18 protein-coding genes are annotated in these 22,589 nt (G+C 72.3%); 4 read left to right on the top strand and 14 right to left on the bottom strand.

The genetic code is table 11. From position 1 onward, the window contains the following. Window positions 1-12: 12 nt before the first annotated feature. From BR98_RS38050 to BR98_RS17235, 4 genes are all read right to left on the bottom strand, one after another. Window positions 13-1,083 (bottom strand): trypsin-like serine peptidase, encoded by a 1,071-nt coding sequence (locus BR98_RS38050; protein ID WP_051969872.1) that lies wholly within the window; start codon window positions 1,081-1,083, stop codon window positions 13-15. 170 nt (window positions 1,084-1,253) lie between these two features. Beyond that, entirely contained in the window at window positions 1,254-2,741 is a 1,488-nt protein-coding gene (locus BR98_RS17245; RefSeq protein WP_063774796.1) for an MFS transporter, read from the bottom strand. Between the two features lie 239 nt (window positions 2,742-2,980). Next, window positions 2,981-4,726 (bottom strand): DUF885 domain-containing protein, encoded by a 1,746-nt coding sequence (locus tag BR98_RS17240; RefSeq protein ID WP_035845762.1) that lies wholly within the window; start codon window positions 4,724-4,726, stop codon window positions 2,981-2,983. Window positions 4,727-4,810: 84 nt separating this feature from the next. Further along, on the bottom strand, window positions 4,811-5,494 hold the full coding sequence (locus tag BR98_RS17235; protein ID WP_051969871.1) for a rhomboid-like protein: 684 nt from the start codon (window positions 5,492-5,494) through the stop codon (window positions 4,811-4,813). 73 nt (window positions 5,495-5,567) lie between these two features. Here BR98_RS17235 and BR98_RS17230 point away from each other — a divergent pair, with 73 nt between their 5' ends. Next, complete coding sequence (locus tag BR98_RS17230) at window positions 5,568-6,311, top strand: TetR/AcrR family transcriptional regulator (protein ID WP_035845760.1); 744 nt, start codon at window positions 5,568-5,570, stop codon at window positions 6,309-6,311. 12 nt (window positions 6,312-6,323) lie between these two features. Here the strand turns inward: BR98_RS17230 and BR98_RS17225 are convergent, their stop codons facing one another. The 9 genes from BR98_RS17225 to BR98_RS17185 all read right to left on the bottom strand — a co-directional run bounded on the left by BR98_RS17225 (window position 6,324) and on the right by BR98_RS17185 (window position 14,881). Beyond that, a complete protein-coding gene (locus BR98_RS17225; RefSeq protein WP_035845758.1) occupies window positions 6,324-7,175 on the bottom strand; it encodes a fumarylacetoacetate hydrolase family protein in 852 nt (283 codons plus the stop codon). A 132-nt stretch (window positions 7,176-7,307) separates the two neighbouring features. Then, the gene (locus BR98_RS17220; protein ID WP_051969870.1) at window positions 7,308-8,501 is read right to left on the bottom strand and encodes a serine/threonine-protein kinase; all 1,194 of its coding nucleotides are present in this window, start codon (window positions 8,499-8,501) and stop codon (window positions 7,308-7,310) included. Between the two features lie 22 nt (window positions 8,502-8,523). After that, window positions 8,524-9,699 carry a serine/threonine-protein kinase gene (locus BR98_RS36410; RefSeq protein ID WP_051969869.1) on the bottom strand — a complete coding sequence of 392 codons (1,176 nt, stop codon included), beginning with the start codon at window positions 9,697-9,699 and terminating at the stop codon, window positions 8,524-8,526. 20 nt (window positions 9,700-9,719) lie between these two features. Continuing rightward, window positions 9,720-10,694: an ABC transporter substrate-binding protein gene (locus tag BR98_RS17210; protein WP_035845755.1), complete on the bottom strand. Its 975-nt coding sequence runs from the start codon at window positions 10,692-10,694 to the stop codon at window positions 9,720-9,722. Window positions 10,695-10,703: 9 nt separating this feature from the next. Further along, the gene (locus BR98_RS17205) at window positions 10,704-11,471 is read right to left on the bottom strand and encodes an amino acid ABC transporter ATP-binding protein (RefSeq protein ID WP_035845752.1); all 768 of its coding nucleotides are present in this window, start codon (window positions 11,469-11,471) and stop codon (window positions 10,704-10,706) included. Next, complete coding sequence (locus tag BR98_RS17200; RefSeq protein ID WP_035845751.1) at window positions 11,468-12,337, bottom strand: amino acid ABC transporter permease; 870 nt, start codon at window positions 12,335-12,337, stop codon at window positions 11,468-11,470. The genes BR98_RS17205 and BR98_RS17200 overlap by 4 nt, the downstream gene beginning before the upstream one ends. Beyond that, window positions 12,337-13,257: an ABC transporter substrate-binding protein gene (locus BR98_RS17195; protein ID WP_035845749.1), complete on the bottom strand. Its 921-nt coding sequence runs from the start codon at window positions 13,255-13,257 to the stop codon at window positions 12,337-12,339. The genes BR98_RS17200 and BR98_RS17195 overlap by 1 nt, the downstream gene beginning before the upstream one ends. Then, window positions 13,254-13,742 carry a GNAT family N-acetyltransferase gene (locus tag BR98_RS17190; protein WP_051969868.1) on the bottom strand — a complete coding sequence of 163 codons (489 nt, stop codon included), beginning with the start codon at window positions 13,740-13,742 and terminating at the stop codon, window positions 13,254-13,256. The genes BR98_RS17195 and BR98_RS17190 overlap by 4 nt, the downstream gene beginning before the upstream one ends. Then, window positions 13,739-14,881, bottom strand: a complete 1,143-nt coding sequence (locus tag BR98_RS17185) for an LLM class flavin-dependent oxidoreductase (protein ID WP_035845746.1) — start codon at window positions 14,879-14,881, stop codon at window positions 13,739-13,741. Before BR98_RS17185 ends, BR98_RS17190 begins: the two co-directional genes overlap by 4 nt. 501 nt (window positions 14,882-15,382) lie before the next feature. Between BR98_RS17185 and BR98_RS17180 the strand changes: the two genes are divergently transcribed. From BR98_RS17180 to BR98_RS17170, 3 genes are read left to right on the top strand one after another with little or no spacing between them, the layout of a single operon-like run. Then, complete coding sequence (locus BR98_RS17180; protein WP_035845744.1) at window positions 15,383-16,393, top strand: amino acid ABC transporter permease; 1,011 nt, start codon at window positions 15,383-15,385, stop codon at window positions 16,391-16,393. Then, complete coding sequence (locus tag BR98_RS17175; protein WP_198042238.1) at window positions 16,390-18,441, top strand: FAD/NAD(P)-binding protein; 2,052 nt, start codon at window positions 16,390-16,392, stop codon at window positions 18,439-18,441. Before BR98_RS17180 ends, BR98_RS17175 begins: the two co-directional genes overlap by 4 nt. Before the next feature lie 23 nt (window positions 18,442-18,464). Continuing rightward, window positions 18,465-20,744: an FdhF/YdeP family oxidoreductase gene (locus BR98_RS17170; protein WP_035845739.1), complete on the top strand. Its 2,280-nt coding sequence runs from the start codon at window positions 18,465-18,467 to the stop codon at window positions 20,742-20,744. Window positions 20,745-20,849: 105 nt separating this feature from the next. Here the strand turns inward: BR98_RS17170 and BR98_RS42045 are convergent, their stop codons facing one another. Then, window positions 20,850-22,448, bottom strand: a complete 1,599-nt coding sequence (locus tag BR98_RS42045; RefSeq protein ID WP_157537822.1) for a C40 family peptidase — start codon at window positions 22,446-22,448, stop codon at window positions 20,850-20,852. Window positions 22,449-22,589 lie beyond the last annotated feature (141 nt).

Raw genomic sequence — 22,589 nt, 5'->3', positions numbered from 1 at the left:
CTCCTGACCGGGTCAGGAGGCCGAGGAGGCCACCGCCGTCTGGTAGAGGTTGGCGATGGTGGCGTCGAAGTAGGCGCTGTACGAGGTGTCGTCGGTGTCGCCGCCCTGCTGGTAGCCGCCGATGACGCCGATCACGCGGCCGGTGGTGGTGGAGATCCAGGGGCCGCCGCTGGTGCCGCCGGAGTACGCGGGGCAGTCGATCCGGCGCTGGTAGCCGGACTGCTGGGTGGTGGCGTTGGAGCAGGCCAGGGGCGCTTCACCACTGTCGGGGTAGCCGTAGAGGCGGACCGTGGCGGTGAAGGACTCGTTGGTGCCGAGGGTGCCGCCGCCGACCACGTCCTCGATCTGCTGGCCCTTGGCGTTGGGGGCGACCTCGAGGAAGGCGAAGTCCTGGTCGACGTCGCCGTTCTGCGACCAACCGGTGGTGGTGTAGATCTGGGTGACCTGCCAACTACCGTACGGGGACTGGCCGTTGCGGTAGCCGGGGGCGAACTGCACGCCGGTGGTGCTGCTCAGGCAGTGGGCGGCGGTGAGCAGCAGGTTGCGGGTGGCGCTGTGCACCACGCTCGCGGTGCAGAAGTGGTTGCCGGCGGAGACGGAGTTGGTGAAGAGTGCGCCGACCCGGTCGGCCTCGGGCCCGGGGGAAGCGGTGGTCGTGAAGGCGCTGGGCAGGGCCCGAGCGTCGGAGGGCGAGGCCGAGGGAGAGGAGTCGGAAGGCGACGGGGACGGGGACGGGGATGTGCTGGGGGCGGCGGAGGGGGAAGCGGAGGGGGAAGGGGCGTTCGACGGCGGGAGCTGGGCCACCGGCGAGTCGGTGCTCGGCTGCGGAGCGGCCGGCGCCGCAGCCGGCGCGGGCGAGTAGGAGCTCGCCGAGCGGTGCTTGGACCCCTTGCCGTCCTTGCCGTGCACAGCCCGGGCCGACGGAGCGGCGGCGGACCGCTGGCTGGAGGCGGCGGCGCGCGAGGTGAGCAGGCTGACACCCGCTATCGCACCGGCCAGGACAGCGCCCAGCGTGGCGATCACCAGCATCGGGCGCAGGCCGAACTTGGGCTGCTTGCGGTGTCGCCGACGCTGACTGCTCATCAGACAGTGACTCCTGCCCGCTCGGTGGCCACGGTCGGCCGACTGGTCGGCACCGGGGTGAGGCGCCTTGGTCCTCTTCGACTATCGCCCGGACGACTGGTAACCGGATGATTTCCGACTGAGAGCCGTCTGAGAATCCACCGACCGGGTGATCGGCAAGGGAGGGACCATCATGGCTGAACGTTCGTGGCAAGAGAAGGGGACGCCTCTCCCTCTCCGACCTCCTCGCCCGCGCCCGGTCGGTGGTCGACCATCACGAAGGCCACCACCGCCGCGAGCAGGAACACCCCGAGGGCGACGGCCGCCGCGATGCTGTAGCCGTGCACCGCTCCGGTGTCCCGGACCAGTTTGCTGGTGATGTCCTTCCCGACCAGGTAGCTCGCGGTGGCGCTGGCCGCGATGGTGTTGAGCAGCGCGGTGCCGAACGAGCCGCCGACCTGCTGGGCGGTGTTGATGGTGGCCGAGGCCGCGCCGGTCTCGGCCGGCGCGACGCCGAGGGTGGCCAGGCTCATCGCGGGCATGAAGACCAGGCCCATGCCCAGGCCGAGCAGGATCTCGGCGGGCAGCACCATGGCCACGTAGGGGCTGTCCACCTTCATCTGGGTCAGCCAGGCCATCCCGGAGGCGCCCAGCAGCAGGCCGGGGACCAGCAGGTTGCGGGCCGGGACCCGGTTCATCAGGCGGGCGGCCACACCCGTGGAGCTGAAGATGATCGCGGCGGTCATCGGCAGGAAGGCGATGCCGGTCTTCACCGGCGAGAAGCCCTTGACCGACTGCAGGTAGTAGGTGAGGAAGAGGAAGAGTCCGAACAGGCCGATCACGGCCAGGCCGACCGACAGCGCGCCGCCGCCGCGGTTTCGGTCGCGGATGATGTGCAGTGGCAGCAGGGCGTGCGTGGAGTTGCGCTCGACCAGCACGAAGAGCGCGAGCAGTGCGGCGCCGCCGGTCAGGCAGGCCAGCACCAGCCAGTCGCCCCAACCGCGCGACTCGGCCTCCGAGGTGCCGTAGACGATCGCCAGCAGGCCGCCGCAGCCGAGCAGCGCGCCGGGCAGGTCCAGGGGGATGCGGATGTTCTTGGTGATGAAGTCGCGCTTCAGCAGGACGTAGGCGCCGGTGGCGGCGGCGAGCGCGATCGGCACATTGACGAACAGGCACCAGCGCCAGTTCAGGTACTCGGTCAGCAGGCCACCCGCGATGAACCCGATCGCGCTGCCGCCGGCCGCGATGGCACCGAAGATGCCGAAGGCGGTGGCGCGTTCCCGGGGCTCGTGGAAGGTGGTGGAGAGCAGCCCGAGCGCGGACGGGGCCAGCAGCGCGCCGAAGGCTCCTTGCAGGGCGCGGGAGATGAAGAGCATGCCGCCCGTGACCGCGAAACCGCCGAGTGCGGAGGCGGCGGCGAAGCCGAGCAGGCCGATCATGAAGGTGCGCTTGCGGCCGTAGATGTCACCGATCCGCCCGCCGAGCAGCAGCAGACCGCCGAAGGCCAGGGTGTACGCGGTGATCACCCACTGCCGGTCGCCGGTGGAGATACCCAGGTCCTGCTGGGCGGAGGGGAGGGCGATGTTCACGATCGTGATGTCGAGCACGATCATCAGTTGAGCGACGGCGATCACGGCCAGCGCCCGCCAGCGGCGGGGGTCCGGCACCGGGTCGCTCATCGCGTGTTGCTGCGCGGACACGGGAGGAGCCTTCCGGACGGGGGTGCCGTCGGCGTGCGCGGACGGCACTTCTCTCCAGCGAAGCTCGCAGTCGTGAGCGAGGCAAGGCAAAACCGGTTCAAAGCAGGACAAATTTGATTATTTTATCCAAGCTTTAAGGGTCTGACCCGAGCCTTGAGGGTCTGACGGGGCCCCGGCGCAGACGGGGCCCGGCCAGCATCAGGCCACGGAGGACTCCGTCAGAGCGCGGACAGCTCCGCGACCAGGTCGTCCAGACCCAGCGAGCCCTGCGAGAGCGCCGCCATGTGCCAGGCCTTGAGGTCGAACTCCTCGCCGCGCGCCTCGTGCGCCGCCCGGGCCGCCGCCCGACCGCGCAGCCAGGCCCGCTCGCCCAGCTTGTAGCCGATCGCCTGGCCGGGCATGCCCAGGTAGCGGACCAGCTCGCTGTCCAGGAAGGCCGGCGACAGGCCGCAGTACTCGCCGAAGAACGCGCGGGCCAGCTCCGGCGTCATCGCCTCGCCCGGGTGGAACGGGGAGTCGGCCGGGAACTCCAGGCCGACGTGCATGCCGATGTCCACGATCACCCGCAGCGCCCGCATCATCTGGGCGTTGAGGTAGCCGAGGCGGTGGCCGGGGTCGGTGAGGTAGCCGAGCTCGTCCATCAGCCGCTCGGCGTACAGCGCCCAGCCCTCCAGGTTGGCGCTCACCGCGCCGAGGCTGACCTGGTAGGTGGACAGGCTCTGGGCCACGTAGTTCCACTGCGCGAGCTGCAGGTGGTGGCCGGGCACGCCCTCGTGGTACCAGGTGCTGACCAGGTCCCAGACCGGGAAGCTGTCGCGGCCCAGCAGCGGCAGCCAGGTGCGGCCGGGGCGGGTGAAGTCCAGCGACGGGGCGGTGTAGTACGGGGCGGCGGCGCTGCCGGCCGGGGCGATCCTCGACTCCACCCGGGTGACCGGCTCGGCCAGGTCGAAGTGGACGCCCTGCAGGTCGTTGATCGCCTGGTCCATCAGGCCCTGCAGGTACTCGCGGGCCGGCTCGGCGCCGGTGATCGCCGGGCCGTCGCTCTCCAGCCAGTTCATCGCCTGCATCGGCGTGCTGCCGGGGAGCACCTTCTGGGCCTCGGTGCGCATCTGCGCGTCCAGGTCGTGGAACTCGGTCCAGGCCCACTGGTAGGCCTCGTCCAGGTCCAGCTCGGCACCGGTCCAGTAGCGCACCCAGCGGGTGTAGCGCTCCCGGCCCACGGCGTCGGGGGTGCCGGCGGCGGCGGGCGCGTAGACCTCGCCCAGCCAGTCGCTGAAGGCGGCGATCTCGTCGGCGGCGGCCTGCGCGTGGGCGGCCAGCTCGGTGCGCGACGGCTCGGTGGCCGGGTCGACCAGCACGCCGAACCAGCCGGCGGCGCGGGCCGGCTCGGCGATCGCCTCGTCCGGCGCCAGCCACTCGGCGATCTGCTCGATCACCGTGCTGACCTGCCGCGGTCCGGCCAGCAGGCCCTTGGCGACGCCGGCTTCCAGGGTCTGGCGGTACTGCTGGACGGCGAGCGGGACCCGGGCCAGCCGGCGGCCGAGCCGCGCCCAGTCCTCCGCGGTCTCGGTCGGCAGCAGGGTGAAGACCTCACGGAGGTTGTGCAGCGGCGAGCCGAGGTTGCGCAGCGAGCGCAGGTCCTCGTCGGCCTCGTGCACGGCCAGCTCGGCCGTGACCCGCTCGCGCAGCAGTCGGGCGCAGCGCTGCTCGGCCTGCGGGTCGGCGGCGGCGGTCAGCGCGCCGGCCGCCTCGGCCTCCTCCAGCTCGGCCAGGGTGCGGCGGGCCAGGTCGGCGACGGCAGCGGTGCCGGCCGGGGTGAGGTCGGGGAGGCGGTCGTCCTCCGGGTTGAGGCCGAGGTAGACCGCGGTCAGCGGGTCGAGCTCGGCGAGAGCCTGGACGTACGCGTCCGCGATCTGACGCGGGGTCACGGCGTCGGAGGCGGAGCGGTGGGATACGGAAGCCATTCGGACATCCTTTCGCAGCTCGGTCGCTTTGCAAGCCCCTTTCCGGAACCGAGGGTGCTGTTTACCGCTCCGTGCGCCCTCCAACTACCGTCCGTGCGCCCGCCAGTTGCGCCAGGCGACCAGCGGGTCCCAGACCGGCCTGCCGCGAGTGATCGGATAGAAGCAGAAGCCGATCAGGATCGAGCAGAAATGGCCGAGGTCGGTGAAGGTGTGCGAGGTGATCAGCGGGACCAGGTAGAAGAGCAGCAGCCCGCCGCCGTAGAGCGGCCGCCAGCGCCTGGCGAGGCGGTAGGTCAGCACGCCTTCCACCCCGGCCAGCGCGTAGGAGACCCCGACGTCCACGGTGTCGGCGAGGCTGGCCGGCAGCCGGGCGTGGTGGATGCCCACCGCGACCACGCCTTCGCTGATCAGGGTGGCCAGCACGTGCGCGGTGGCCGCCACGGTCAGCCAGCGCCAGGTGCCCAGCCAGCGCTCGGCCGGCACGTGGAAGATGTTGAAGAGGACGAAGTAGAAGGGGAAGGAGGCGGACTCGGTCCAGATCGCACTGGCGACCAGCGCGTGCACCGGATGGTGCTTCAGCTGGTCCAGGTTGGTGCTGCGGCCCTGCAGGAACCACTCCAGGTTCTCGGGGTTGATCCGGGCCACGATGAAGCTGGTCACCGCCAGCAGCGCCAGCCAGATGTAGGTACCGGGCGCCGCCCTGACGTACCGCGAGATCGCGTGCACCACCCGCGCGCTGCCGCGCTCCCCCCGAACCGTCCGCTGCATGCTCGTATCATGCGGCTTTAATGACGATTTATCCGGCTGGGACGCGCCAGCAGCGCACACTACGCTGACCGCCATGAACGACACGGAGCCGGCCTCGGGCAGCACCCCCGCCACCAAGAAGCGGTCCGGCTACCGTCGGCTCCCGGTGCAGCAGCGCCGCGAGCAGCTGATCGCCGTGGCGCTGGCGCTGTTCAGCACCCGACCACCGGACGAGGTCAGCCTGGACGACGTGGCCGAGGCCTCCGGCGCCTCCCGCCCGCTGGTGTACCGCTACTTCGCCGGCGGCAAGCAGCAGCTCTACGAGGCCGCGCTGCGCAGCGCCGCCACCGAGCTGACCGCGCGGTTCAGCGTGCCCAAGCGCGGCACCCCGAGCGAGCAGCTGGGCGCCGTGCTGGACGGCTACTTCTCCTTCGTCGCCGAGCACGACGCCGGCTACGGCGCCCTGCTGCGCGGCGGCTCGGTGGTGGAGACGGCGCGCACCAGCGCGATCGTGGACGAGGTGCGGCGCACGGCGCTGCGCCGCACGCTGCGCTACCTGGGTGTGCGGGAGGCCGGACCCCGGCTGACCCTGCTGGTCCGTTGCTGGATCTCGGTGGTCGAGGCCTCCTCGCTGACCTGGCTGGACGAGGGCCGCCAGATCCCGCCCACCGAGCTGCGCGACTGGCTGGTGGACGAGTTCCTGGCGATGACCGCGGCCACCGCCGCGCACGACCCGCAGACCGCCGAAGTGCTGGCCGCGCTGCTGGCCCTGGAGGCGCCCGACGGGCGGGCCGCCCGGCTGCTGGCCCGCCTCGGCACCCTCAGGACCGGCCGGTAGCGAGCGCTCCGGTCAGGCCTTCCCGAGCACCTGGCGCTGCCGCCCGAGCCCGCTGACCTCCAGCTCCATCACGTCGCCCGGCTGCAGGAAGGGCGTGCCGGGACGGCCCATGGTGACCCCGGCGGGGGTGCCGGTGGTGACCACGTCGCCGGGCTCCAGCACCATGAACTGGCTGATGTAGCGCAGCACCGAGAGCACCGGGAAGATCATCTGCGCGGTGCTGCCGTCCTGCCGCAGCTCCCCGTTGACCCAGAGCTTCAGCTCCAGCGCCTGCGGGTCGGCCAGCTCGTCCGGGGTGACCAGGTACGGGCCCAGCGGGTTGAAGGTCTCGCAGCACTTGCCCTTGTCCCACTGGCCGCCGCGCTCCAGCTGGAAGGCCCGCTCGGTGACGTCGTTGGAGATGGTGTAGCCGGCGACGCAGGCCGCGGCCTGCTGCTCGCTCTCCAGGTAGCGGGCGGTGCGCCCGATCACCACGCCGAGCTCGATCTCGTAGTCGGTCTTGGTGCTGCCGCGCGGGATCAGCACCTCGTCCTCGGGGCCGACCACGGTGTTGCTGGCCTTGAGGAAGAGCACCGGCTCGACCGGGATCGCCGCGCCGGCCTCCTCGGCGTGGTCGCGGTAGTTGAGGCCGACGCAGACCACCTTGCCGGGCCGGGCCACCGGTGCGCCCAGGCGCTGCCCGGCGATGTCCAGCACCGGCAGCTCACCGCGGGCCACCGCCTCGGCCAGCTCGGCCGGGTCCAGCCGGGACAGGAAATCGCCGTCGATCTCCCGGGTCCGCCCCGAGAGGTCGTAAGCGGTGCCGTCCGGGCCGAGCACAGCCGGGCGCTCGGCACCCGGGGGGCCAACACGGAGGAGCTTCATCTGCCCATCACCTCATCGCACGCTGGGGGAAAATCTGGAAAATCGAGGTATATCAACCAGCGGCGCCTGGCAACCAGGGGGTCGATCTCGGCGAGTTCCTATCAATTCATCCAATCGCGAGGGGGGGTCGAATCAGCTGCCCGTACGGTTGACAGTGCCGAGCAGGGCGTCGAGCAGTCCCGGCGGACAGGGGCGCTCGGGCACCGGCGTGCGGGCCAGTCGGCGTTCGATCGCCTCCACGTCGGGGTGGTCCTCACCGAGCGCGCCGACGGCCACCGGGAGCAGCTCGCTGAGCAGGCAGTACGCCTCCACCTGCTGGTCCAGCCGGGCCAGCGCCACCGCCAGGTCGTGGCAGGTGCGCAGCGTGCGGCCGTCGTCCGGGCCGAAGGCGAGCGCGAACTTCTCTATCAGCGGCCGCAGTTGCTCGACCGCCTCGGCGGGCCGGCCCTCGGTGGCGGCCTGGAAGGCGGCGTCGGCCTGGCGGCGCAGGTCCCGCACCGCCCCGCTCACCTGCTGCAGCAGCCGGCCCACCTCGGCGGCGTCGGCCGGCCGGTCGGCCGGGTCCTTGGCCAGCAGCGCGAGCAGCAGATCGGCCAGCTCGGCGGGCAGCGCCCCCGGGTGCGGCGGCTCCTCGTCCACGTGCTGGACCATCAGGTTGTAGGTGCTGGTGGCGGTGAACGGCCGGGCGCCGGTGAGCATCTCGTACAGCACGCAGCCGACCGCGTAGAGGTCGGAGCGGACCGTCCCCGGCTCGCCGCGCCAGCGCTCGGGGGCCAGGTAGGGCGTGGAGCCGATCACCGAGCCCACGGTGGTCAGCGCGTCCCGGTTGTCGCCGATCTGCGCGATCCCGAAGTCCAGCACCTTGAGCAGCTTGCGGTCCGGCGCGGCGAACATGATGTTCTCCGGCTTGATGTCGCGGTGGATCACGTCGTGCGCGTGGGCGGCGGCCAGCGCGGCGCAGAGCTGGCCGGCCCAGTCCAGGGCCTGCAGCAGCTGCGGTCGGCCGGCCAGCAGGGCCTGCTTCAGGGTCAGGCCGTTGAGCAGCTCCATCACGATGTAGCTGAACCGCTCGCCGTCCGCGTCGAACTCGCCGACGTCGAAGACCAGCACGATGTTCGGGTGCACCAGCCGGGCCAGCACCTCCACCTCGCGGCGCAGCCGGGCCAGGTCGGTGGCGTCGGATCCGGCGCCCTGGTGACGCAGGGTCTTGACCGCTACCTGCCGCCCGATCCGCTCGTCGTAGGCCTCCCAGACCACGCCGAAGCCGCCGCGGCCCAGCTCGCCGACCAGTCGATAGCGCTCCTCCAGCAGGTCGCCGGCTTTCATGTCTCCCCCAGCACAGGGTGGTTCAGGCGGGCAGGTGGTAGGCGGGGAGGCCGAGCAGCATGGCGAGTTCGCCCGGGCGGGCGATGGTGCCCTGCCGGTTGCGCTTGCGCTCCAGGTCGGTTCGGTAGGACCAGAGGTCCCGGGTCGCCTTCGCCACGTCCTCGTCCCCCGGCCCCAGGGTGGCGGTCATCAGTGGCACGAGATCGGCCAACAGACCTGCCGCGCCAGCGATATCGTCAGCCATCCCGCGCCAGATGGCAAGGTCGTAGGCGATTTGCAGGGTGGGCGGCGCGGTCGGTCCGAGGGTGCGGGCGGCCTGGGTGGTGAGCGCGGTCAGCAGCCGGACGGCCTCCATCGGGTGGCCGGCCTCGCCGTAGGCCCAGGCCTGGTCCACCTGGGCGCGCAGTTGGCCCTGCGCGCTGTGGTCGCTCTCGCCGTGGTAGCCGGCCGCGATCGTCCCCAACTGGACGCGCACGGTGGCCGCGTCGGCGGGGCGGGCCGCCGGGTCCTTGGCCAGCAGGGCCTGGACCAGCTGGTCCAGTGCGGGCGGCAGGCCCGGGCGGTGGGCGGCCGGCGAGGGCACCGGGTCACTGAGGTGACGGTGCATCAACTCCTCGGCGGTGGCGCCGGTGTACGGCGGGTGTCCGGTGATCAGTTCGAAGATGACGCAGCCCAGCGCGTAGAGGTCGGCGCGGCCGTCGGCCGGGACCTGGCGCCACTGCTCGGGCGCCAGGTACGGGCCGTTGCCGGTCTCGGTGGCGGGGGCCAGGTAGGCGGTGCCGAAGCCGAGCAGCTTGAGGCCGCCCTGCTCGGTGACCAGCAGCCGGCCGGGCTTGAGCGCCCAGTGCACCACGCCGAGGGCGTGCGCGGCCTGCAGCCCGAGGAAGGCCTGCTGGGCCCAGACCAGCAGGTGGCCGATGTCGGCGCGGCCGGCGGTGTCCAGGGTGCGGCCGCTGAGCAGCTCGGTCACCAGGGCCCGCCCGGTCACGTGCTGGACCGCGACCAGGTGCGGGTGGGCGAGCTTGCCGACGGCCGCGGCCTCCTGCTGGAAGCGCTCGACCAGCTCGGCCGGCGCGCCGGCCGGCGCGATGTGGACGGCGACCCGGTGGCCGAGCTGGCGGTCCACCGCCTCCCAGACGGTGCCGGTGGCGCCGCTCTCCAGCTCCCGCAGCAGCTGGTACCCCTCCAGATCTGACATGGCGGCCAGCCTATCGGGCGTCAATTCGTCTTCGGCAGCCCCGGCGGGTTGATCTCCGAGCCCGGCACCGCCTCGTTGGACAGCCCCCAGCACTGCAGCACCTGGGCGTAGGTGCCGTTCTTGATGATCTCGTTGAGCGCCGCGTTGACCGCGGTGTTCAGCGGGTTGCCCTTCTTCACGGTGGCGGCGATCTTGCCCTGGACGTCCTTGCCGGCGCCCGAGTAGGTGCCGACGATCTCGGTCTGGCCGGTCTGCGCGGCGTGGAAGGCGGTGGTCGGGTTGGGGCCGAGCCAGGCGTCGATCCGGCCCGAGCCGAGTGCCAGGTAGTGGTCGGCGGAGTTCTGGTAGTACTTCACGTCCACCGGCTTGAGGCCGGCCTTGACGTCCTGGTCGCTCCAGGCGAGCAGCAGCTTCTCCTGGTTGGTGCCGGAGGAGACGCCGATGGTCCGGCCGGCCACGTCCTCGGGGCCGGTGACCTTCCAGCCGCTGCCCTTCCTGGCCTCGAAGCCGAGGTTGTCCAGCCGGTAGGTGGCGAAGTCGTACTTCTCCTTGCGGGCCTCGGTGACGGTGATGTTGGTGAAGCCCACGTCGTACTTGCCGCTGTCCAGGCCGACGAAGACGTTCTCCCAGCTCTCCGGGTTGAACTGGACCTTGAGGCCGAGCACGTCGGCGACCAGGGAGGCCAGGTCGGGTTCGGCGCCGATGATGGTCTTGTCGTCGGTGGCGTAGAAGTCCAGCGGCGGCACGGTGCCGAGCGAGTCGACCACCTGGAGGGTGCCTCTGCTGCGCACCCCGTCGGGGACCAGCGCGGCTATCGAGTCCACCTTCGGCGTGGTGAGCCGGTGCTGATCCGGCGTCAGGTTGATCCCGGACGGCGCGGCCCTGGGCTGCGGGTCGGCGGTGGCGCTCGCGCAGCCGGCCAGTGTGGTGGCGGCCAGGGCGGCGAGCAGCAGTCGGCGGGTGGCGGTCACAACGGGCTCCTTACGGGAGGGCATCAGAGGACGTCAGAGGACTTTGGAGAGGAACGCGCGGGTGCGCTGGTGCTGCGGGTGGTCCAGCACGGCCTGCGGCGGGCCCTGCTCGACCACCACACCGCCGTCCATGAAGACCACGGTGTCGGCCACCTCGCGGGCGAAGCCGATCTCATGGGTGACCACGATCATCGTGGTGCCCGAGTGGGCCAGGTCCTTGATCACGTCGAGCACCTCGCCGACCAGCTCGGGGTCGAGCGCCGAGGTCGGCTCGTCGAAGAGCAGCACCTTGGGCTCCAGGGCCAGCGCCCGGGCGATCGCCACCCGCTGCTGCTGGCCGCCGGAGAGCCGGCGCGGGTAGGACTCGGCCTTGTCGGCCAGGCCGACCCGGGCCAGCAGTTCCCGGGCCAGCTCCCGGGCCTCGGCCCTGGGCCGGCCGAGCGCGCTGATCGGCGCCTCGGTGATGTTCTCCAGCACGGTCAGGTGCGGGAAGAGGTTGAAGTTCTGGAAGACGAAGCCGATGTGGGTGCGCTGGCGCAGCACCTCCCGTTCGCGCAGCTCGTGCAGCCGGTCGCCGACCCGCCGGTAGCCGATCAGCTCGCCGTCGATCGCCACGATCCCCCGGTCCAGCCGCTCCAGGTGGTTGATGCTGCGCAGCAGCGTCGACTTGCCGGAGCCGGACGGGCCGAGGATCACCGTGACCGAGCCGGCCGGCACCCGCAGGTCCACCCCGCGCAGCACCTCGAGCTCACCGAAGCTCTTGTGCACGCCCCGGATCTCGATCATCACGTCGCCGCTCATGCCTTGCCCCTTCGGCTGAAGTGCCGTTCCACGTAGTACTGGAGGACGGACAGGACGGTGGTCAGCGCGATGTACCAGACGGTGGCCACCATCAGCAGCGGCACCACCCGGCCGTTGCGCCCGTACACCACCTGGACCTGGTAGAAGAGTTCGCCGATCGCCATCACGTAGACCACCGAGGTCATCTTGAGCAGCGCGATCACCTGGTTGCCGGCGTTCGGCAGGATCGAGCGCATGGCCTGCGGCAGCACGATCCGGCGGACCTGCCGCAGCCACGGGATGCCCAGCGCGGCGGCCGCCTCGAACTGCCCGGCGTCGATGGCGATCACCCCGGCCCGCACCACCTCGGCGGCGTAGGCACTCTGGTACAGCGCCAGGCCCAGCACCGCCGCGCCCTGCGCGCTGAGCACGTCGATGGTCTTGAAGGACCACAGCTCGGGGCCGAACGGCACGCCCAGCGCCAGGTGTTGGTAGAGGTAGGAGATGTTGAACCAGAAGACCAGCTGGACGATCAGCGGGATCGAGCGGAAGGCCCAGATGTAGGTCCAGGCGATGCTCTGCAGGATCCGGCTGCCGGAGAGCCGCAGGAAGGCCACCAGGATGCCGATCGCGAAGCCCAGCACGGTGCCGTAGGCGGTGAGTTCGAGGGTGATGCCGACCGACTTGAGGATGGTGTCGGTGAACAGGTAGCGGGCGAAGGTCTGCCACTCCCAGCCGGGGTTGGTGGCCAGGCCGTGGACGAACTGGGCGACCACCAGCAGGGCTGCCAGCCCGGCCAGCCAGCGCCCGGGGTGCCGGGCGGGGACCACGGGCAGCTCGGCCAGGTCGTCGGCGGGCCTGGTCGCCCGCACCTCGGTGGCCGCCATCAGCTGTGCTCGGGCGGGCTGATCTGGGACTGCGGGACGGCCGACCCGGTGGTCCCCCACTTCTCCAGGATCCGCTGGTACGTCCCGTCCTTGATCAGCTGGTTGACCGCGGCCTGGAAGGCGGGTGCCAGCGGGGTGCCCTTCTTGAAGGCGAAGCCGACGTCCAGGCGGTGGAACTCGCCGAGGAACCGGGTGCCGGCGGCCGGCTGGGCGGCCTGGTAGCGCAGGCCGTTGATGGTCGACATGACGGCGTCGACCCGGCCCTGCTGCAGGCTGGTCAGGATCGCGGCGTTCTCCGAGAAGGACTGCACGGTGTACGGCTTCTTTCCGGCGTCGGTGCAGACGTTCTTCCTGGCGTTCAGCGTGCTCTCGAAGGTGGTGCCGGTGCCGGTGCCGATGGTCAGGCCGCAGAGCTGGACCAGGTCGGTGACGGTGCCCAGGGTGGTGTTGTCCTTCTTCACCGCGAAGCCCTGACCGTCGTCGATGTAGGTGACGAAGTCGATGGTCTTCAGCCGGGCCGTGGTGACCCCGAAGTTGCCGGTGCCCAGGTCGTACTTGCCGCTGCCCAGGGCGGGCAGGATGGTCTCGAAGGCGGCGTCCTCGCGGGTCACGGTCAGGCCGAGCACCTTGGCCACGGCGTCGGTGAAGTCCACGTCCAGGCCGGCCGGCTTCTTGGTGGCCGGGTCCGGGTAGTACGCGGTCGGCGGGGTGCCGACGGCGGCGCCCACCTTGATGCTGCCCGCCGCGCGGACCTCCGCGGGCAGCAGCGCGGCGATCGCGTCGACCTTGTGCTCCTGGGAGACCACGTCGCGCTGCGGGTCCACGCCCTGGGCGGCCTTCACCGGTGCACCCGAGGACCCGCACGCGGTCAGGGCCAGAGCTGGTAGCAGGGCCGCGGCGAGGGTCTTGAGGGGTCTCACGAGCTCGGTGCCTTTCGGTTCAGGGCCTTCTCGAACGGCAGCGGACCGATGGTGAGCGGGTCCGCGGCGAGGTCGAACAGGGGCGTGTAGCCGGCGGCCAGGTAGAGGCCCTTGGCCTCGGGCTGGCGCGGTCCGGTGGTCAGGTGGATCCGCTGGTAGCCGGCGTCGAGGGCGCGCAGCTCCAGCTCGGCGAGCACCCGGCGGGCCAGGCCGCGCCGGCGGTGCCCGGAGTGCGTCCACATCCGCTTGAGCTCGGCCGTCCGCTCGTCGTAGCGGCGGAACGCGCCGCCCGCCACCGGCTCGCCGTCCTCCAGCAGGAGCAGCAGCAGGCCGCCCGGCGGGGCGAACTCGGCCACCGGGTAGCGGCTCATCTCGGCGTGCGCGCCCTCGCCGTAGCGGGTCAGGTACTCCTCGGTCAGCTCGCGCACCAGCGGCTCGGCCAGCGGGTGGTCGGCCTCGACCTGGCGGATGGTCAGGACGCTCACGCCTGCACCGCGATCAGCTGGTGCCGGTCGCGTTCGGCGTCGGCCGCCTTGCGGGCCTGCTCGGCGTCCCGGCGGGCCACCTCGGCACGGACCAGCGGGATCACGTAGCGGCCGAAGTCGATCGCGTCGTCCAGCAGGTGGTAGCCGCGCGCGGAGAGGATGTCCACGCCCAGGTCGTAGTAGTCGAGCAGCGCCGCGGCGACCGTCTCCGGGGTGCCGACCAGGGCGTTGGAGTTGCCGGCGCCGCCGGTGGCGGCCGCGGTCGGGGTCCACAGCGCCCGGTCGTAGCGCTCGCCGGCCTCGGCGATCGCGATCAGGCGCTGCGAGCCGACGTTCTCGGGCGTCGCGGCCCCGGCGGTGCCGACGGCGTCGCCGCGCCGGGCCCGGATCGCCTCCACCGTGCGGTGCGCCTTCTCCCAGGCCAGCTCCTCGGTGGGCGCGATGATCGGCCGGAACGCCACCTGGATCCGCGGCGGGGTGGTGCGTCCGGCGGCCGCCGCGGCCTGCTTGACCCGTTCGATCTGCGCCGCGGTCTCGGCCAGCGGCTCGCCCCAGAGGCAGTAGATGTCCGCCTCGGCGCCGCCGGCCGCGTAGGCCGCCTCCGAGGAGCCGCCGAACGAGACGCCCGGGCGCGGCTGCTGGACCGGGAAGACGTCCGCGACGAAGTCGTTGAAGCGGTAGTACTCGCCCTCGTGGTCGAAGCGCTCCTGGCTGGTCCAGGCCTGCTTGACGATCCGGATGTACTCCCGGGTCCGGTCGTAGCGCTGGTCCTTGGTCAGGAAGTCGCCCTCGCGCTGCTGCTCGCGGTCGCTGCCGCCGGTGATGAAGTGCACGGTGAGCCGGCCCTGGCTGATCCGGTCCAGGGTGGCGAAGGTCTTGGCGGCGAAGGTCGGGGAGGAGACGTTCGGGCGGTGCGCCAGCAGGATCTGCAGCTTCTCCAGGTGGGAGGCCAGGAAGGCGGCGGCCGGCGCCGGGTCCGGCGAGCCCGAGCCGTAGGCGAAGAGCACCCGGTCCCAGCCGTGCTCCTCGTGGGCGCGGCCGAGCCGCAGGGTGTAGTCGCGGTCGAAGGCGGTGGTGGACCGGGCGGTGGTCTCCGAGGCGTCGCTGGTGGCGGCGATACCGAGGAACTCGACGGGCATGGCTGACGACCTCTCAGATCAGTTTCGTGGCACGACCGAGGGACCCCAGGGCGCGCCGAACGGGCGCCGGGGTACGGCGAAAGGGGCAGAGCGAGAGAGCAGTGCGGGAGAGCAGAGCGAGTGCGCGTGATGGCTGGCGCGAGAGCGCGAGGGTCAGCGACGGCAGGGTCCCGGCCCGCTACGGGGCACCGAGGGAGGAGGCTCCGAAGTCCATGACTTGGGAAGCGGGGCCGATCGGACGGCCCGTCGCCGGATCAGCCCAGACAGGCCGCGGACCACACCCGACCGAAGTCGATGTGGTCGCGAGTGACCAGAGGCTGCGCGGCGTTCATGAGCCCCAGTTGAGCAGCGAATGGTGGAATTCGTCAACCACTGTCCAGAACCGGGCACTCGACGTACGATCGTGACGGAGCGAGAGCAGTGCCGCCGCGTTGAGGGACGCGGCCCGCGTGTGATGGCGGATTGCCACCAGTCCCGCCTGCCCGCACTGGAGCTCCCCTGATGGCCACCTCTCCCGAGGTCCGCCCCGCCGTTCCCGTCCACGATCGCGTTCCGCCCGCCGCGCCCGCCGCGCCTACCGCGGCGCCCACCGCCGGGTCCGCCGATGCTGCCGCCGACCTGCCGATCGTCCGCCGCCGGCACCCCGGCCAGTGGCTGAGCACCGCGCTCGCCCTGCTGGCACTGGCCATGGTGGTCAACTCGCTGGTCCGCAACCCGCGTTTCCAGTGGGGCGTGGTCGGCGACTACCTGACCACCGGCGCGGTGCTGCACGGGCTGACCCTGACGCTCTGGCTGACCGCCGCCACCATGCTGCTCGGCTTCGCCCTCGGCACCCTGCTGGCGGCCGCCCGGATCTGGGGCAACCTGCTGCTGCGCACCCTGAGTTGGGCCTATGTCTGGCTGTTCCGGTCGATCCCGCCGCTGGTCCAGCTGCTGCTCTGGTTCAACATCGGCGCGCTCTACCCGACGCTGGGCCTGGGCATCCCGTTCGGCCCGGAGTTCCTCACCGTGCGGACGGTCAACCTGTTCGGCCCGGTGCTCACCTCGGTGATCGGACTCACCCTGCTGGAGGCGGGTTTCGCGGCCGAGGTGGTGCGCGGCGGGATCCTCTCGGTCGACCAGGGGCAGCTGGAGGCCGCGCAGTCGCTGGGCCTGGGACGGCTGCGGGTGCTGCGCCGGATCGTGCTGCCGCAGGCGATGCGCTCGATCGTGCCGACCGCCGCCAACTCGCTGGTGGCACTGCTCAAGGGCACCAGCATCGTCAGCGTGCTGGCGGTCCAGGACCTGCTCTACTCGGTGCAGTTGATCTACAACCAGACCTACCAGATCATCCCGCTGCTGCTGGTCGCCACCCTCTGGTACCTGCTGCTGACCAGCCTGCTCTCGATCGGCCAGTACTACCTGGAACGCCACTTCGCCCGCGGCTCCGGCCGGGGAACCCCGACGCCGGGCCCGCTGCGGCAGGCCCGGGCCGGCCTGGCCCGGCTGCGCGAGCGGGTGGACGCCCGATGACCCGCCCGGCGACACGCCCAACGACCCGCCCGGCGAACCGCACGGTGACCGGCCCGGCGACCACCTCACTCGCGATCGTCGGGGCCGGCCCGCGCGGCACCGGCCTGCTCGAGCGGATCGCCGCCAATACCGAAGAACTCCTCTCCCCCGAGCAGGAGTTGCTCATCCACCTGATCGACCCGTACCCGCCCGGCGGCGGCCGGATCTGGCGCCACGAACAGTCGCCGCTGCTGCGGATGAACTCGATGGCCGCGGACGTCACCATGTTCACCGACGAGCGCTCGGTCCTGGACGGCCCGGTCCGCCCGGGCCCCTCGCTCGCCGAGTGGGCCGCCGACCAGCGCGCCCACCCGCCGTACCGGCCGGTCACCGACCCGGTCACCGCCGCCGAACTGGCCGCCCTGACGCCCACCGACTTCCCCACCCGGCGGGCCCAGAGCGCCTACCTGGACTGGGTGCTGCGCCGCGCGGTGGCCGAACTGCCGCAACGGGTCACGCTCACCGTGCACCGGGACACCGCCTCGGCCCTGGACGGCCCGCCCGACGGACCGCAGCGGGTCACCCTGTCCTGCGGCACGATCCTGACGGTCGATCAGATCGTGCTGACGCTCGGCCACCTGGGCTCCGTGCCGGACCGACAGCACGCCGCCACCGCCGCGTTCGCCGCCCGGCACGGCCGCTACTATCTGCCGCCGTCCTTCTCCACCGAGGCCGACCTGAGCGGCGTCGCCCCCGGCGAGCGGCTGATCCTGCGCGGCTTCGGGCTGGCCTTCGTGGACCTGACGACGCTGCTCACCGAGGGCCGCGGCGGCCGCTTCGAGGACCGTCCGGACGGTTCCAAGGTCTACCACCCCTCCGGTCGCGAGCCGGTGATCCATGTCGGTTCGCGGCGCGGTGTGCCGTACCACTCCAAGACCGGCTACGCCCTGCAGGGCCCGCCCGCTCCGCTGCCCCGCTTCTTCGGTCCGGCCGCGGTCGACGCCCTGCTGGCCCGCCCGGGGCGGCTCGAACTACGCAGGGACGTCTGGCCGTTGATGGCCAAGGAGATCGGCTTCGGCTACTACCACGAGCTCTTCCACGCCCACCCCGAGCGGACCGCCCTGCCCTGGGAGCAGTTCCTCGCCGACTACGACCGGCTCGACTGGTACCACCCCGAGACCGCCGCCCTGGTCGCCCGCGCGGTGCCCGCCGAGGCCGACCGGCTGGACTTCGAGCGCCTCGACCACCCGCTGGCCGGCCTGCGCTTGACCGACCCCGAACAGCTCCAGCGGCACCTGCGCGACTACATCCGCGCCGACGCCGACCGCCGCGCCGACCCGGCCTTCAGTGCGGATCTCGGGGCCTTCCTCGCCCTGCTCTCGCTCTACGGGCAACTCCCGCGGCTGCTCGCCGCCGGGCGCCTGACGGCCCGCTCCACCGCCCGGGAGCTGGACGGCTGGTGGCAGGGCTTCTTCAGCTTCCTCGCCTCCGGGCCGCCGGGCTTTCGACTGCGCGAGCTGCTCGCCCTCGCCGAGGCCGGGGTGGTCCGTTTCCTCGGCGCCGACCTGCGGGTCGGCACCGACGAGGCCACCGGGAGCTTCGTCGCCGAGAGCCCGAGCCTGCCCGGTCACCGCACGGTCGCCACCGCGCTGATCGAGGCCTACCTGCCGCGGCACGCCCTGGAGCGCACCGAGGACCGGCTGCTGGCCGGCCTGCTGCGGTCGGGCGAGCTGGCCGAGGAGGTGCTGGCCGACCCGGAGCACACCCACCGCTCCGGCCTGCTGACCACCACCCCGGCCGAGGGCCGGTTGATCGACCCCAGCCTCGACCCCGACCTCGATCGCGGCCTCGACCCCAGCCTCGATCCCGGTCTCGAGCCCGGCGGCACCGGCCACCCCCGCCGGCTCGCCCTCGGCCCGCACACCAACGGCCGCGCCTTCGCCGCCTTCGCCCGCCCCCGCACCAACGCCCCGGCCTTCCGGCAGAACGACGCCGCCGCCCGCGCGCTGCTCACCGCACTGGCGAGCAGTGAAAAGATGGAGGTCGGGCTGACGACGGCGCGGCCCTGACCCCAGTTGGAGGAGTGGCAGTCATGGCCAAGCAGGCCCCGCAGAGCGACCCGGCACAGGACGCCCCGGCGGTAGGCGCCCCGCAGCACGCGGCGGCCGGGCTGCCCGCCGTCGGCCACAGCCTGCGGATGGCCGGCGAGCAGATGGGCGCCCGCCGGGCGCTGTCCACCCTGCTCAAGGTCAACCAGCACGGCGGCTTCGACTGCCCGGGCTGCGCCTGGCCCGAGCCGGACAAGCCGCACACCGCCGAGTTCTGCGAGAACGGCGCCAAGGCGGTGGCCGAGGAGGCCACCGAGCGTCGGATCACCGCCGAGTTCTTCGCCGCCCACCCGGTCAGCGAGCTGGCCGAGCGCTCCGGCTACTGGCTGGGCCAGCAGGGTCGGCTGACCGAGCCGATGCTGCTGGCCGAGGGCGCCGACCACTATGTGCCGGTCGGCTGGGACGAGGCCTTCGCGATCATCGCCGAGGAGCTCAAGGCACTGGAGACCCCGGACGGCGCCGCCTTCTACACCTCCGGCCGGACCAGCAACGAGGCCGCCTTCGCCTACCAGCTGTTCGCCCGCCGGCTCGGCACCAACAACCTGCCGGACTGCTCCAACATGTGCCACGAGTCCTCCGGCTCGGCGCTGGTGGAGACCCTCGGGGTGGGCAAGGGCAGCGTCAGCCTCAAGGACCTCTACCAGGCCGACCTGATCATCGTGGCCGGCCAGAACCCGGGCACCAACCACCCGCGGATGCTCTCCGCGCTGGAGCGGGCCAAGCGGGCGGGCGCCACCATCGTCAGCGTCAACCCGCTGCCGGAGGCCGGGCTCGAGCGGTTCAAGAACCCGCAGAACGCCCGCGGCCTGGTCGGCCACGGCACCAAGCTGACCGACCTGTTCCTGCAGATCCGGCTCGGCGGCGACCTGGCCCTGTTCCGCGCGCTCAACCAGCTGATCCTGCAGGCGGACGGCGTCGACCACGAGTTCGTCGCCGAACACTGCCACGGCTTCGCCGAGTTCGCCGCCGAGGCCAAGCTGACGGACCGTCAGGAGGTGCTGGCCGCCACTGGACTGCCCTGGGAGCAGATCGAGGAGCTGGCCTCGATGGTGCTGCGCTCGCAGAAGGTGATCGTCTGCTGGGCGATGGGCCTGACCCAGCACAAGCACGCCGTGCCGACCATCCGCGAGGTGGTCAACTTCCTGCTGCTGCGCGGCAATGTCGGCAAGCCGGGGGCCGGGGTCTGCCCGGTGCGCGGGCACAGCAATGTGCAGGGCGACCGGACCATGGGCATCTTCGAGCGGCCGAGCACCGCCTTCCTGGACGCGCTGGAGCGGGAGTTCGACTTCCGGCCGCCGCGCCACCACGGCTTCGACTCGGTGGAGACCATCCGGGCGATGCGCGACGGGCGGGTCAAGGTCTTCTTCGCGATGGGCGGCAACTTCGTCGCGGCCACCCCCGACACCGAGGTGACCGAGGCCGCGATGCGCCGCTGCCGGCTCACCGTGCACGTCTCCACCAAGCTCAACCGCTCGCACGTGGTGACCGGCGCCCGCGCGCTGATCATGCCCACCCTGGGCCGCACCGACCGCGACCGCACCGGAAAGGGCGACCAGTTCGTCACCGTCGAGGACTCGATGGGCATGGTGCACTCCTCGCAGGGCCGACTGCGCCCGCCGGCCCCCGGGCTGCTCTCCGAGACGGCGATCGTCTGCCGGCTGGCCCGCGCCACCCTGGGCCCGGCCGACGCCACCCCGTGGGAGGACTTCGCGGTGGACTACGACTCGGTCCGCGACCGGATCGCCCGCGTGGTGCCCGGCTTCGCCGACTTCAACGCCCGGGTGCGCACCCCCGGCGGCTTCGCGCTGCCGCACGGCCCGCGGGACAGCCGGACCTTCCCGACCGCCACCGGCAAGGCCAACTTCACCGTCAACCCGCAGACCGCCCCCGAGGTCCCGGCCGGCCGCCTGCTGCTGCAGACATTGCGCTCGCACGACCAGTACAACACCACCATCTACGGCCTCGACGACCGCTACCGGGGCATCACCGGCGGCCGCCGGGTGGTGCTGGTCAACCCGGCGGACCTGGCCGAGCTGCGGCTGACCGAGGGCGACTACGTCGACCTGGTCAGCGAGTGGCACGACGGCACCGAGCGCCGCGCCCCGCACTTCAAGCTGGTCGGCTACCCGGTGGCCCGGGGTGGGGCGGCGGCCTACTACCCGGAGACCAACGTGCTGATCCCGCTGGACTCCACGGCGGACATCAGCAACACCCCGACCTCGAAGGCCGTGGTGATCCGCTTCGAACCGGACTCCGGCCAGTAGCCCATCGGCCCCGGCTCGGGCCGGTCGGTCTCGGACCGACCGGTCCCGGTTCGCCAACCCTCGGTTCGCCAACCCTCGGTTCGCCAGGCCTCGGTTCGTCAGGCCTCAGTTCGACGGCGTGGCCGAGGGCGAGGTCCCGGAGGCGGCGGCCGAGGGAGAGTCCGTCCCCGACGGGCTGCCGGAGGCCGTCCCCGACGGCGAAGCCGAGCCGGACGGCGAACCGGACCCGGACGGCGTCGCGGAGCCCGATCCGGAGGCCGAGGCGCTGCCGCTCGTGGTCGGCTGCGGCGAGGCGGACGCACTCGCGCTCCCCGAGGCGGAGGCACTGGGGCTCGGCGAGCCCGGGCTCGGCTGACCCGAGGAGGACGAGGAGGCCGGAGCGGACGGCGCGGGCACCGCCGTCGGCGCCGGCGGCACCACCGGGAGCACCGGCAGCAGCGCGGGCAGCGGCGGCACGGTCGGCAGTCCCGGCACGGTGGCCAGCGAGGGCGCTATCGGCGTCAGCGTCTGCGCGTTCTGCAGCACGTCCGGCACCTTCCAGGCGCCGCCCTGATCGTCGGCGTTGGCCTCCGGGTCCGGTCGCACCGCGCCCAGGATCGGCGCGATCCCGATCGGCGAGACCCGCACCACCGCACCGGTGTGCGGGGCCTGCACGACCAGCCCGCCGCCGATGTAGAGCGCGATGTGGGTGGCCCCCTGGTAGTAGGCCACCAGGTCGCCGGGCCGCAGCTGGTTCAGCGGGATGTGCTGCAGGGCGGCCCACTGGTCCTGGCTGGTGCGCGGGATCTCCTTGCCGGCGTGCAGCCAGGCCTGCGAGGTGAGCCCGGAGCAGTCGAAGGCGTCCTGCCCGGCGGCCCCCCAGACGTACGGCTTGCCGAGCTGTGCCAGCGCGTAGGCCACCGCCTGCCGGCCGGCCGCCGACGGGGTCCGCTCGCCCTGTCCGAGCGCCCCGGAGGCCAGGAAGGTCACCTGGGCGTCGTCCGCCTGCTTCTTCTCCAGCAGCTCGAGGTCGTTGCGCTGCGCGCCGGTCAGCCCCGAGACCAGTTGCTCGACGGTGGTCAGCTGGCGGGCGATCTCGGCCTTGTTCTGGTCCTGCTGGGCCAGCAGCGCCTTGGCGTCCGCCAGTGCGGCGGTGGACTGCGCCTTCAGCTGCTCCAGCTGCGCCTGCTCGGTCTTGAGTTGGGCGATGAAGGCGGCCTGCGAGCGGCCGGCGGCGGCGAGCAGTTCGGCGAGGTGGACGGCCTGGTAGGGGTCGTCGGTGGCGAGCAGCTGGCCGTAGGCGGAGAGGTTGCCGTTGCGGTACTGGGCGGCGGCGAGTTCGGCGGCCACGTCGACTCCGGAGTCCACCAGCTTCTGCTGCTGGTCGAGCCGGGTGTTGACGGCGGCCAGGTCACCCTGCTGGGCGGTCAGGCGCTGGGCGGTGGCGTTGTACTGCTCGGTCGCCGACTCGGCGTTCTGGTAGAGCAGGTGGATCTTGTCGAGCAGCGGCCCGAGGGTGGCCTTGGCGGCGGCCAGCGGGTCGGCCGCGGGGTCGGTGCCGGGCACCGCCGGGGCGCTGCTGGAGGGCGCGGGCGAGGGTGCCGGAGCGGCGAAGGCGGCGGTGGCGGCCACCGGCAGCGCCAGCGCGGCCATCGCCAGCACGGCGCCGCAGCGCAGGGCGGCCCGGAGCCAGGGCTGGCTGCCGATCATCTGGTCACGTCGCACGGCCCACATCGGCGCCGGCCTCCCCCTTCGTCCGCCCGCTGGTCACGGGCCCCCGGGTGATCCTGCCATGCCAGCCGTCGGAGACGGCAGGTGGCGTCCGGGCGAACTGATGAATTCTCAGCCGAACGCCGACTGGTGACG

It is taken from the genome of Kitasatospora azatica KCTC 9699, from assembly GCF_000744785.1.
Classification (GTDB): domain Bacteria; phylum Actinomycetota; class Actinomycetes; order Streptomycetales; family Streptomycetaceae; genus Kitasatospora; species Kitasatospora azatica.
The sequence above is the reverse complement of the archived record's forward strand: the minus strand, read 5'-3'. Positions and strand labels throughout refer to the sequence as shown.